The sequence below is a fragment of the Alicyclobacillus fastidiosus genome (genome assembly GCF_026651875.1).
Taxonomy (GTDB): Bacteria; Bacillota; Bacilli; order Alicyclobacillales; family Alicyclobacillaceae; genus Alicyclobacillus; species Alicyclobacillus fastidiosus.
In genome coordinates, this window is the sequence record NZ_CP104067.1 from 1,001,518 (window position 1) to 1,014,675 (window position 13,158).

At 50.7% G+C, this 13,158-nt stretch carries 11 protein-coding genes; 10 read left to right on the forward strand and 1 reads right to left on the reverse strand.

The features are described from left to right. Positions 1-87: 87 nt before the first annotated feature. From NZD89_RS05215 to NZD89_RS05230, 4 genes are read left to right on the forward strand one after another with little or no spacing between them, the layout of a single operon-like run. The gene (locus NZD89_RS05215; protein ID WP_268006705.1) at positions 88-2,196 is read left to right on the forward strand and encodes a phage tail tape measure protein; all 2,109 of its coding nucleotides are present in this window, start codon (positions 88-90) and stop codon (positions 2,194-2,196) included. Positions 2,197-2,225: 29 nt separating this feature from the next. Next, positions 2,226-3,176, forward strand: a complete 951-nt coding sequence (locus tag NZD89_RS05220; protein WP_268006706.1) for a phage tail protein — start codon at positions 2,226-2,228, stop codon at positions 3,174-3,176. Then, entirely contained in the window at positions 3,176-4,633 is a 1,458-nt protein-coding gene (locus tag NZD89_RS05225; protein WP_268006707.1) for a distal tail protein Dit, read from the forward strand. Before NZD89_RS05220 ends, NZD89_RS05225 begins: the two co-directional genes overlap by 1 nt. A gap of 3 nt (positions 4,634-4,636) precedes the next feature. Next, positions 4,637-5,722, forward strand: a complete 1,086-nt coding sequence (locus tag NZD89_RS05230; RefSeq protein ID WP_268006708.1) for a phage tail protein — start codon at positions 4,637-4,639, stop codon at positions 5,720-5,722. A gap of 198 nt (positions 5,723-5,920) precedes the next feature. On the opposite strand, the gene NZD89_RS05235 is transcribed toward NZD89_RS05230, so the two are convergent. Then, a complete protein-coding gene (locus NZD89_RS05235; RefSeq protein WP_268006312.1) occupies positions 5,921-7,264 on the reverse strand; it encodes an IS1380 family transposase in 1,344 nt (447 codons plus the stop codon). A gap of 184 nt (positions 7,265-7,448) precedes the next feature. On the opposite strand from NZD89_RS05235, the gene NZD89_RS05240 reads away from it, so the two are divergent. From NZD89_RS05240 to NZD89_RS05265, 6 genes are all read left to right on the forward strand, one after another. Then, a complete protein-coding gene (locus tag NZD89_RS05240) occupies positions 7,449-8,840 on the forward strand; it encodes an IS1182 family transposase (RefSeq protein WP_431308595.1) in 1,392 nt (463 codons plus the stop codon). A gap of 46 nt (positions 8,841-8,886) precedes the next feature. Further along, complete coding sequence (locus NZD89_RS05245; protein ID WP_268006709.1) at positions 8,887-11,142, forward strand: autotransporter outer membrane beta-barrel domain-containing protein; 2,256 nt, start codon at positions 8,887-8,889, stop codon at positions 11,140-11,142. Positions 11,143-11,169: 27 nt separating this feature from the next. After that, positions 11,170-11,352: a hypothetical protein gene (locus NZD89_RS05250; protein WP_268006710.1), complete on the forward strand. Its 183-nt coding sequence runs from the start codon at positions 11,170-11,172 to the stop codon at positions 11,350-11,352. Positions 11,353-11,431: 79 nt separating this feature from the next. Further along, entirely contained in the window at positions 11,432-11,920 is a 489-nt protein-coding gene (locus tag NZD89_RS05255) for a C40 family peptidase (RefSeq protein ID WP_268006711.1), read from the forward strand. After that, the gene (locus NZD89_RS05260) at positions 11,920-12,162 is read left to right on the forward strand and encodes a hemolysin XhlA family protein (protein WP_268006712.1); all 243 of its coding nucleotides are present in this window, start codon (positions 11,920-11,922) and stop codon (positions 12,160-12,162) included. The genes NZD89_RS05255 and NZD89_RS05260 overlap by 1 nt, the downstream gene beginning before the upstream one ends. A 12-nt stretch (positions 12,163-12,174) precedes the next feature. Then, the gene (locus NZD89_RS05265) at positions 12,175-13,149 is read left to right on the forward strand and encodes a glycoside hydrolase family 25 protein (RefSeq protein WP_268006713.1); all 975 of its coding nucleotides are present in this window, start codon (positions 12,175-12,177) and stop codon (positions 13,147-13,149) included. Positions 13,150-13,158: the final 9 nt, after the last annotated feature.

The following is a 13,158-nucleotide window of genomic DNA, read 5'->3' on the forward strand; positions in this document are numbered from 1 at the left end:
GCGCACAGCAAAAAGAAGGTTTCAGTCCCATTTGCGTCTGAACCGGTCGCATATATTGACCAGTTGTTCTGATGAGGAGGTGAGTGAATGTCTCAAGAGGTAGGTAACATTTTTGTCTCGCTGGGCCTGAACATGGATAACTTCAATGCTGGTATCTCGAATATTAACCGCCAGATGAAGCTTGTTCAGTCTGAATTCAAAGCCTCGGCGGCGAAGCTCAGCGATTTCGGGTCCGCGAGTGACCTGGTGAAACTGAAGACTGACTCACTTTCTCAGCAGATCACGCTTCAGAAACAGAAAATCGATTTGCTCCAGAGTTCTATCGACAATGCAGTACAAAAGTCGAGTAAGCATGGACAAGCTTTACACGACATACGTACCAAGCTTGAGGCAGTCAGAAGCGAATATAATGACGTATCCTCATCGATGGGGAAAAACTCCGAGCAGGCCCAAAAGCTAGCCGACACCATCGCAAAACTTGAGGCTCAAGAAAAGGCCAAGATACAAACACTTCAGTCTGATGATAAGGCCATCGACAACAACCGAATTAAGCTGAATCAATATACCGAGCAACTAGCGAAGATGGAAACTCAGCTACGCACCGCATCTGAAGGGCTGGATGGTAGTTCCGGAAAGATGAAGGACCTGGGAGAATCATCATCATCGTTGGGCAGCCGCTTGGCGAGTCTCGGGGCAATCGTTAAATCCAGCTTAGTGTTCAGCGCCGTATATGAAGGCATTGGTGCTCTGACTGGAGGAATAAAAGGGCTCATTTCCACATCGATGGACTTTGAAGCGACCATGTCTAAAGTCCAAGCCCTATCCGGTGCAACAGGGCAGCAACTGCAGGAGTTACGAAATCAGGCCATCCAGCTAGGCTCATCAACCGTATTCTCTGCGAGTGATGCGGCGAACGGTATGGCCGATCTGGCTGCAGCTGGTTTCACGGCTCAGCAAACTATGGCTGCGATGCCCGGCATCTTAAACGCTGCAGCTGCAGCAGGCGAGGATTTTGATTCTGTTTCACAGATCATGATATCGACGATGTCCGCATTTGGCATGAAGGCCAGCGACATGGGTCACATTGCCGACGTAATGGCAGCAGCTGCAAACGCCTCGACCATTAGCATTGGAGACATGGGGCAGACGCTACAATATGCAGCGCCTCTCGCTAAGTCCGCGGGCGTCAGTCTTGAAGCCTTATCTGCTGATATTGCCATCATGGGTAACGCAGGCATTAAAGGCAGTGACGCAGGTACTGCTTTGCGTGAAGCTCTTACTCGATTAGCCGCGCCACCGGCGGCCGCTGCGAAGGCTCTTCAATCGCTGGGGATCGCTACGAAAGATTCTCAGGGGAAGATGGTACCGTTCAATACCATTCTTGAAGAGATGCATGATAAGTTTCAACATCTCGGACAGGCTCAGCAGTTGCAAGCTGCATCGGCTATCTTCGGTCAGAACGCTATGTCAGGGATGATGACCATAGTCGCGGCATCTCCAGCCAAAATCGATGCCCTTACGAGAGCGTTCGAGAATTCGAATGGTGCAGCTGCGAAAATGGCATCGCAAATGAATAACAACCTTAAGGGCGCTGTCCAACAAATGGAGGGTGCCTTTGAATCTGCCTCTATAAAGATTGGTGGCCTCTTATCGCCAGTTCTTACGAAGATGGCAAATGGGATAGCGTCTGTAGTTGGTGTCATTTCAGCGTCCAATCCTGGACAAGCGTTTGTCAATTTGTTCCCCAAGTCGATGCAAATCGGTGTTGAGTACTTCTTCGACCAAATGAAAGGATCAATCCAGGACATTAAAGATGCATTTGGAAGTACTCTTGGAGCGAAAGTGTCTGCGTTTTTTGCCTCGTTTAAGGGGGCTGGAACCGTAGCGGCAAAAGCCCTCGAAGATGTAGGCGGGGCTATTCATGCAATTGTTGGGCTTATTACCGGACACGAGGGTCAGTTTACTGGATTTATGCAAGCCATGAATATACCTCCGTCCATTAGCCAGGCATTTGAGAATGTGATGTCTTTGATTAAAGAGGCCTATTCGAATGTAGCCCCTCAATTTAAAGCCGCATTCGCCCAAATCGTTACGTTTTTCAAGACAAACTGGCCAGAAATAAGCCTAGCAATCAGAAACGTGATGTCGGTCATCCTCAGTATATTCAATGCGGTATGGCCGCTCATTAAGTCATAGTTGTTAGTACCTTAAAGACTTTGGTCGCTATGATTCGTGAATCCATCAACATTATCCTCGATGTGATTAAGCTCTTTGCAGACCTCTTCACTGGAAACTGGAAAGGGCTCTGGAGTGATATCGTTGATTTACTGAAAAATGCACTAGACTTGGCTTGGAACTTATTCAGTTTCTTTATCGGCGGAAAGATCCTGGCTCTGTTTAAGCTGCTTAAGCCGCTGTTTGGGGATTTATTTGGCGGGGCCATGTCACGCCTTGCATCTCTTGCAAGTTCAGGGTTAGGTGCGATTAGGAACGGATTCAAAACGGCCTTCGATTGGATTTACAGCAATACGATTGGACGGATCTCCAGTATGGTTTCGAGTGTCGGCTCGAAACTGTCCGGATTACTCTCTTCTGTCCGAGGGATTTTGGGAAATATCCGCGCTCTCTTCTCATCCACCTTCACCAACACGAAACAGGCAATTGAAAACGCCATTGAGTCAGCTGTCCAATCCGTAAAAAGCAAGTTTGAAGGGCTACTATCATGGTTCAGTGGACTACCTGGGCGAATGGCAAGCTACGGACGGCAAATCATCAATGGTCTCGTGACAGGCTTTAGAAATATCCATATTCCGTTACCACACTTTGACTTTGGAGAAGGGCATAAGAAAATCGCCGGGGTTAACGTCCCATATCCTACTCTTAATGTCGATTGGTACAAGACTGGTGGCGTTTTTGATGGACCGTCTATCATCGGTGTCGGTGAAGCAGGAACTGAGGCTGTCGTTCCCTTGTCAGGCAAGCAGATGATCCCGTTTGCACAGGCCATTGCTCAGGCATTGGGGACTGTTACGGGCGCGGGCATGGGTGGAGTATCGGTCACAATGCCGGTATACCTCGACAGCAAAATGATCGGCAAACAGGTTGCTGTATATTCCGCACAGGATCTCGAGAAACAGCGTAAGGCGAAAGCACGAGCACAAGGGAGGCCGAATTGATGAAGACATTCACCTATGATGGCGTCTCTTGTGACTCGATGGGGATACGGTACTTAACGTCGAACATTACTGTACTTCCTCCTTTATCATCCGTAACTCAGGCGGTACCGGGAAGGCCGGGCGCGTACTTCTATCGTTCTGATCAAGGCGTGCGCCAAATTACCATAGACATTTCTCTACCGGCGGCATCCGTGGCTGACCTGAGGAGTAAAGCGCGGGCTCTTGCAGCTTGGCTGCAACCATCTATCCCGAAGTCTTTAGTCCTTCCGGATGAGCCGGACAAAACGTATTATGCCGTCCTCGATGGAAGCACAGACCTCACTGCGGTTGCGGCGCTGGGCTCCGGGACACTTACCTTTACATGCCCGGATCCATATGCCTATGGGGCCACGGTTACACCGACGATTGATGTTACAGAAGTGAATACCGTTGCTAATCAAGGTACCGCTGAAGCTTTTCCGGTATTGACTATAACTGCCCAGGCAGACCTGGAATTCATCGCATACTCAAACGGTGATGATTACATATTGCTCGGTACTCCAGCTATGGCTGACGGTTCCCAGACAAAGGTCGATACTAATCCACTTGTAATGGATGACACCTGCAGTACCATCACAGGCTGGAATGTATATAACACAGTCGAATATGGCACAGAGGATGGAACTATGGAGAGTGATGGCAATCACTTCATAGCTAGTTCATATGGATCTGGATCAGGGTGGCACGGACCTAGTGTGGCTAAATCCTTGAGCAACACCATTCAAGACTTCCAAGTCGATGTGTGGGTATTCAACACTAACACCGGCTCAAAGAAAGACATGGGTCGCGTAGAGGTGTATTTGCGTGATTCAAATGGCGCATCCATCGGGAAGATGTCGCTCACTGATTCATGGAACAACGACGCGAATATGTGGGGGCAAGTACGAGCTGGCGCTGATGGTACCGGGCATAACATCATCTCCGAATGGGGCGATGTAAAAGGGACATGGAATGATTTCTATGGGGTGTTACGCATCATCCGCCAAGGCAATAAGTGGACGGGGCATATCGCGAAATACAACAGCTCAACAGCCAAGTTTTACGCAACCAGAACGACAACATGGACGGATACAGGCAGCTCAATCATGAATCCACTTGCTACCATCCAGGTAGCTGTTGCTCAATATGGCACCAATACGGTCACCACATTGCAAGTTGACCGGGTGCAGGTGAGGGATCTAACGACTGTTTCTGATTCGACAACAGACATCCCATATATCGCTCATGCTGGCGATGTGATTGTAGTTGACCATGGAGCTGCCAGCGTAACGTTAAACGGCGAAAATGCCATGAACATCGTGGATCCCACCAGTACATTTTTCTCTATTCCTGCGAATGAGGCAGTTGATATCGACTTCTCTCCTGTGGATTCATCCCAAATGACCGTATCCATGTCCTATGTGGAAAGGTGGTTATGATGCTTGATTTGGGTTTTCGATACACAGGAGAACCTTCGCTCTGTACTCACAAACGATAGCCCTGGTGGCTGTCCTTACTGGGATGATAAGCACAGCGAGAGTTTAACTGATGGGTCTTTGACTTATGATTTTTCCTGTGCAGCGGACCATGAGGCAGCGAGCTTCATTGAGGGGTATGGATATGTTGCGATTCAGGACCTGGACAAAAATTTAGTTCTCTTTCAGATTACGTCGATTGAGGAAGACGAAGACGACAATGGGCGTTACTACAACGTTTCATGCGAAAATGCCGTTTATGAGCTCATTGGGAACTATATTCGACCGACAACTTGGAATAGCTACACCATCGAGCAGGCGATGGATGGTGCATTGTATGGTACACGGTGGCAACGAGGAATCACGGAGTTTTTAGGTACTCAGACTCTTTCATTTACCGAAATGACGACCGTTTATCAGGGATTGCAAGACATTCGCACTACATGGGGCGGCGAATTCAGATTTCGCGTAACGATGCAAGGGGCTAGGATCACTGGGCGATATATCGACATTGTAAAAAAGCGCGGTACGGTCACGATGGAGCGGTTTGAGTATCGGAGAAACATGAAGGGCGTTACGAAGACGGTCGATATGTCGACGCTGGTCACTGCCTTGATCGGCCAGGGGCAGAGCACGAGCGACGGCAGCGGCGTCCTTACCTTTGCTGATGTCGAATGGTCGAAGGCAAAAGGTGATCCGGCTGACAAGCCTCTTGGTCAGGACTGGATCGGCGACGAAGATGCGCTTCAAACGTACGGACGCAACGGACAGCATGTCTTTGGTCTGTATTCAGACGATAACCAGACTGATGCGAATCAGCTGTTGCTTGATACCTACAACGCTCTGCAAACACAGAAAACTCCCTCGATCACTTATGCCGTGGATATGGTCTTGCTTGGGGACGGCGTTCGTCTCGGAGACACGATTGTTATTCGTGATACCGAATTTCAGCCTCCTTTGCTTTTCACTGCTCGCGTGGTCGGGTTAGATCTCTCGTACAGCGATTCTACCCAAGATACTGCTACACTAGGAGCGTGTCCGAGTAATCCCTGAAGTATTCCTGAATCCGTGACGTCTGTAGGGACTGGTCAAGGTAGTTTTGAACATGACTCCAAGCGTCGGCGAGCAGTCAACAGAGTGGTTCATTTTTGCATGTGAAGAGAGGAGTCTGTGAATTTGTCCACAGGTGAATAACCCCTTCGTTTCAGGGATGCATTCACATGTGGATACATCGGACGCTCTTTCCCTTCTTCATCCAAATGCTTCGTATAGTCGCCTAAACACGGGCAACCACCGGTTACCTCGTCCGAATCGTAGCCGTGTCTGCCTCGCGTGTCTCGTCATTTTCGCCGCAAGCGTGATGAGATTCTGGATCACGGTGCGTATGCGTCGCCTCTCTGCTTTCTTCCGAATCGGTGCATCCTGCTCTCTCAGGCTCTCCTGTCCGATGATGCGCAACAGGTTATATGCCAGTACACCAAAATGCAAGACAAGGTCGTTCGTTGCAAACTTCCCCGAGGGCAACCGTTCCAAATCTAAATCTGTCTTGATCTCGCTATGAAATTGCTCCATCGTTCCATGTGCATGATACAGGTCGATGATCACCTCTGGAGCCTCTGGCAAGCTCGTGACGTAGACGTTTACCTCAATGCTCGGGATGAGTAATGCTTGACCGTCGCTCTGGATCGTGCGTTCAATCACTTCAAACACCATCCGGACCGGTTTTTCTAATCCCTTCATTGGAGACAGGATGGACCCTCTGTACACCTTCTTCCCTGCACGGGGCTCTGTGTAGGTACCGTGTTGCTCAGCCGTCAGCAACCACGCATTCGGGTTCTCCTTACGTAGGTTCTTCTTCACGATAAAGTCGGCCGAGGTTTCGTCGGCCCTGCATACGACTAAGTTTTCTACGCTGTCATTTCCCGCATCTAAGCGTGCGAGTAGGCGCTTGTCCGAAATTCGTTGAGCATAGCGGATACTCTGAGCCAGAAACGCGGCGGTCCCCTTTTGACAATGTGTACTTCCCGTTCGGAACTCTACGTGAACGGCGTATCCTTCCTGTCCTAAGTAAGCGAAAATCGGCGCGTATCCGTCGCACCCTTTATAGGTACGAGACACGCCCTCCTTCTTGGTTCCTGAGTTGTCAAATGGGGATACATCAATGTCAAGCGGTAGATATTCACGATGCCCATCCCCCAGTACAATGGGTGCAAGGTACACGCCCACCTTGCTCAATAGGTCAGCTGATTCTTCGAGGATAACCGATTGCCAGTCACATTTTTCTTCGGGTGCTACGAGATCCAGGCGTTGGCGTAGTGTTGGACTCGACGGTACATTGGAAATGGTCAGCGCTTCAGGGAAGAACTCATCCTGACGCAACGGCTCAATGTGGTCAAAGTCGCTCTTCCCCTGACACAAGAGGCCCAGGTAGGCGTAGGCAACATCTCGATTCGAAATTTCCGTATACGCGCGCCCTGGGACAGGGAGGGCATTGAGACGTGCGGATAGTTGAGTCTTGCCAAGGAGCAGTCCAACCAGAGCAAGTCCAGAATGGGATGTCAATATTTCATCTGACTCTTCGATCACAAAACGCATGAAGGCACCACCAAGTAGGTGAGGTAGATTCGTCCATCTGATAGCGCCATTTTACTTGATTTCACGCGATTTTTGTCGTCCTCTTGAAAATCCACGTCACGGATTCAGGGTATTTTGTAAAAGGAAATTTCCGGATCAATAACGAAGTCCCCTGTATTGGTATTCACAGTGGAGGCTTCGAATCTTGGGAAAAAAGTTTCGTGACTACGACCCGAACCAACTCATTCTACTACCACCGGGGTTAAATGAATGGCTACCTGACGGCCACCTGGCGAACTTTGTCAGTGATGTGGTCGATCATATCGATATCTCCATCATTACAAAACAGTACGAACAAGAACTGCGAGGTTTTCCCCCGTACCACCCGGCAATGTTATTGAAGATTCTGGTTTACGCATATTGCACAGGCATGTACTCTTCCAGAAAGATCGCAAAGGCCTGTCAGGATGTAGTGGCGTTCCGAGTCCTGTCCGCAAATCAGTTCCCGGATTTCCGGACAATCAGTGATTTTCGGAAACGCCATTTGGTCACCTTCAAAGAACTTTTCTTGGAAGTCTTGAAGATTGCCCAACATGCAGGGATGGTTAAGCTCGGGCATGTATCGCTGGATGGCAGCAAGATTCGGGCAAACGCATCCAAACATAAAGCGATGAGTTACGAGCGGATGAAGCAGCAAGAGCAACGACTCCGCCAAGAAATCGCCGAGCTTACGCAGCAGGCTGAACGCACCGACCATAGTGAAGATAAAAAGTACGGTAACACCATGGGCGATGAACTCCCTGAAGAGTTAGCCCGTAGAGAGACCCGGTTGGCAAAAATTCAGGAAGCAATGTCCTCTCTGGAGAAAGAGGCCAAGGAAAGAGTGGAACAACAGCAACAGAAAGACGAACAACAAGACAAGAAGGACGATGACAACGGCCCCACCAACCAGACAGGCGCCAGGAAACGCGGTCGTCCACGCAAGGAGAGTCATCTCGCAGGTGTTCCGGAGGACAAGGCTCAACGCAACTTCACGGATCCGGAATCTCGCATTATGAAATCGAAAGACGGCTTTATCCAAGCATACAATGTGCAGGCTGTCGTCGATGAAGAGTACCAAATCATTGTTGCAACAGATGTTATAGACCACACAAATGACCACGGTGTCCTGCGTACAATGGTCGAAATGACGGCGGAGAATACGAAAGCGACGATGCACAAAATCTCATGTGATGCTGGCTACTTTGCCGAAGACGACGTGACATGGCTTCAAGAGAAAGAAATTGACCCATACATCGCAACAGGTCGTCAAAAGCACAATGAAGTGCCTGAGTCACCGAGAGGACGAATACCGAAACACTACACCATTAAGCAACGTATGACTCGGAAACTAAAAACAAAGAAGGGCCGTGCCGTCTACGCGAGACGCAAGGCTATCGTAGAGCCTGTGTACGGTCAAATTAAGGGTTGTCGACGATTCGACCAATTCTCACTTCGAAGCCTTGAGAAGGTCAGAGGAGAATGGTCGTTAGTTACCATGTGCCATAATCTGCTTAAGATATTCAAATACGGTCATATAAACTGGGCAACGTGCTAAAGATGGTGCTTAACCGACCAGTCCCCGTCTAATGAAGTAAGTGCCCATGGGGAAAGTCACCCATAGTCGAATAAAATATGGAACTGAACTCAAATGCAGAAAGTCTAAGCCGCAATACTCGGACACGCTCCTAGGGCAGTTTATTCCGGTGATCGCTGACAGCATCAATGAGATCAACACTCTGAATCAGCGCATTACTGCGGCGAAGGCCTCGGCTGAGAAGAAGATTATCAAAAGCGATACTGCCCCGACTTCTCCGCTCATTGATGATTTGTGGCTCGACATTTCGACGGTCCCTAATGTCCTGAAGCGCTGGAACGGATCAGCTTGGGAAAAAGGTACGCCGACGGCGGCTGGTGAGCTGGTGTATAGCGATGGTCTTACGGTTGAAGAATTGAAGCCTGCACAGGCTGGGGCCGATGTGACCGCGAATAACACGGCAGCTGACACGGCCGCGGTTAATGGAACACCGGCCGCAATAGTAATCAGCAACATTAACAGCGCTTCGTCAACTGCTTCAGCTGCACAGGCGGCCGCGACGAATGCACAGACCACAGCGAATAGTAAGGCTCAGACGTTCACCAGTCAGCCGGTCCCGCCTTATAACGTCGGGGACATATATCAGGCGACCAATGCAGTCTATATCTGTACCACGGCGCGTGCGGCGGGGAACTACACTTCGACAGACTGGACTTTGGTTGGGGACGTTACCAGCTCGAACACTGCGAAGGACACAGAGGCTGTGAATGGACTTGCTGCATCGACGATCTCCGGTTGGAGCTATGCCGGGACGACGAAGATCAACGGCGGCCAGATCCAGGCTGCGACGGTCACAGCTGCACAGATCGCGGCTGGTTCCATCACAACGGACAAGCTGCTTATCGGGAACCTGGCAAACATGATCGACAATGGCACGTTTGAAGGAGACTCGGCCGGATCTGCACCGACTGGCTGGACTGTTACGGACGGCAGTACGCCAACTGTGGTATCGTCTACAGCTTCCGGTGTCCCGACGACCGGCGCTTCAGGGTACACCGGCAATCGAGGGCTGAATGTATTATCTGTTCCGGTTCCGACTGCATCGAACACGGCCTATAACCTCTATACTTCGACCTGGATCCCGGTCAATGTCGGCGACGTCTACTTTATGCAAGCTGACGCGGCTGTAGTCGGTACGGCTACTTCAGCCATTACAGTCGGTCTGCAAACGGCGGATCAGAATAAGACCGCAAATGGATATCATTCGATCACCGGATGGACCGATGCGAATACCACGTGGACGACGAATTCCGGGACTATCGCGGTACCTTCCGGCGTTGCTTATGTCCGTGTCCTGGTTATTGTTCACTCTCCTGCGGCTGCAGTTGGGGCCGGTACCGTCTACTTCGACAACATTGTCTTGCGACCGGCGATCACAGCAGAACAGATTGTCTCCATCGACGGCGGCGTCATCAAAGCTGGGACAGTCGATGCTGGGGCCATTAAGGGCGGAACGTTAGCGCTTGGTGGACCTTCGAACGGTAATGGAACAGCCGTGCTTGAGGACGAGAATGGTAACCAGATCGTCACGATGGACAGCACTGGGATAACTGTAAACGGCGCAGGAACATTCCAGAATGTCACGGTCGAGGACGCGACGATCAATTCATCGACGATCGGCTATCAGATCAAGCTTCAACAACAGTTCAAGACGGCTAGTCTTCCGAATACGCGACTTATCTTCGGCGATATCAGTCTGAATCCGAACGGTTTCCACATGGGGACATTCGGGAATTCGGCGATTAGCACAAACGACATTGAATCTCTGGGCTTCATGGCCTGGGGGAGCAGTATCATGACGGCCACACAAGCTATCGAGCTGGCCGCGTTCACGGCGAATAACTGGGACACAAACAGCGCGACTTCCTTCGAATTCGACATATATACGCCAGTCGTCATGTCGTCGAACCTCACAGTTGGCGGAACGATCTCGCGACAGGACGGAGCAAGCAGTTACCAAACTCCAACGTTCCAAAATGGCTTCACGAACTATGGAAGTGGATACCGAAACGTTCAGTATTACAAGGATGCTATGGGCATTGTTCATCTAACAGGACTAGGTAGAATCGGGACAGCGGGTTCCACCATCTTCACGTTACCCGCTGGCTTCCGTCCAAGCGCGACTCTCGTCTTCACCACAATGTCTTCGGGAGCGATTCAGCGGATCGACATCGCGTCATCAGGGACCGTGACGTTAAATGGTGGAGGTGCGTTCGGGAACTGGGTATCCCTTGATGGAATCAGCTTCCTAGCTGAACAGTAATGAAGCAACGGTGAAGGGAGAATGAAAATGGAACTAACAGTCCAAAGTGTTCAACTCACTCAGTTGAATGGTCAAAACGCCTATAATGTGTTTCTTTTTGGTACGGACGAGAGCGGTCAGTCCTGGAACGTCAACCTTGTCTCTACGACGAACTACCAGGTAGGCGACGTATATATAGGGAGTTTGACCAAGTCGACACCGACCCAGTAAGTAAGGAATCTCAAATAGCATTAGGTTTCCGGCCACCCGTCGAAGGTGCTTTTTTTATGTCCAGAAATGAGGTAGCGCAATGCTACAGCGTGGGGATTTGATATTCGTCCGTGGGCGCACCCGAAGCCCTGTTGACGATGCAATCATGGCCGAAGAGTGGTTGTTGGATGGGAGGTGTGAATACGTACACGTCGCAGTGTATGTCGGAGAGAGCAAGGTGCAAGAGGCGCAGGGATTTCGCCGGTCCGGGTGGGCGCCCATCGGTCAGTATGACGGCGAATACGATATCGGCCATATCAGGATGACGAAAGAGCAGCGCGACAAGTTCCTTGCTGCACTGAGGGATGAAGATGGGTTGCCATATGACTGGCCGGGCATCTTCTGGCTCGCCATTGCCGCACTAACGTTTGGAGTGTTCGCCCGTAAGTACAACGACAGGAAACGGCGGTATTGCTCCAAATACGTGGGGTGGGCGCTCGCCAAGGCGGGAATCGGGGTGAATGATGAAACGCCTGAATCATTGGCGCAAGACCCTGTAATCAGCATGGAGAAGGTGAGGGCGATGTGATGCGAGAGCCGATTCCAGAATGGGCACAAGACATACGTGAAAGAATCGTACGCATCGAGACCATGGTAACCGACAGCGCAAGCACGCGTGACAAAGCAGACCGCGCAGATGAGTTGTCTCGTGCAAATGACAAGCGCTTGGATCGCATTGAAGAGAGCCACACATGGCTTTGGAGAACCGTTGTTGGTGCCATTATCGCGAGCGCCATCGGGTGGTTCGTAAGTCTGGCACCACATATATAAGGAGGTGTCTTTTTGCAAATTGCACAACTGAATTGGGCCAAGGGAGTCGACTATTCCTCAGACACGGGAGTAGTCGACTTTTTTTCGTTGGCCAAAGGCGGCTATTCGTTTGCCATTGGCCGAGCGCTTTATGGTCTGGCCCCGGACACGTCGTTCGCCGCGAACTACGCCGCAACAAAGAAGGCCGGGCTGGTGCGGGGTGGTTATCAATTCGCACGCCCCAAGCTGTCGACGGCCCAAGCTGCAGCTACGGCGATGGTTAAGGAAATTGAGGGCGCCGGAGGATTTGACGGGTTGCCGCCTGCTATCGATGCGGAATATGGGACAGATGTTCAGGGGCTGTCTCCCGAAGAACTTACCGACTGGGTTCTGACGTGGATTGCCGAAGTTAGGGCGCTCACAGGTGTGCGGGGCATGCTCTACACCTCCACTGCGTTCCTGACGGAATGCTTGCAGCCAGAGCGCCTAAAAGATGTGCCGCTTTGGATATCGTCATACAGCGTATCCCAACCGCCTAACGCGGGACCAATTACGCAATACAACCTGTGGCAACACACGGCAGGTCTCAATAGCCAACTCAAGGTGCCTGGGATCGCGCCGTACAACCAGATAGACCTCAACGTGTTTGCAGGGACAGTCGCAGAACTGAAGTCCTGGTGCGAGGGGGTGAACGGCGTGCAAGCAACCCCGATGAAAGTAATTGTCCACGGGCAGACAGTCGACGCGTATGCAATCGGTGACCAGGTCTACCTACTGTGGAAAGACGCAGGACTGCAAGACAAAAAGGTGGATAACGTTTGGCACTTTGAACCGCAACACCAAGTTGTTGAGACGAAGGTCAAGGTTAATGGTGCTGAGTCTCAGGCTTTTGTTGTTGACGGAGATACGTATGTGAACTGGGCCGCACTCAAGAACATTGGCATTCTCACCGATCTCAAGATCGATGGTGAGTTTAACTTCACAGTCACACCGAATGCAACCAAATAGGAGGGACGT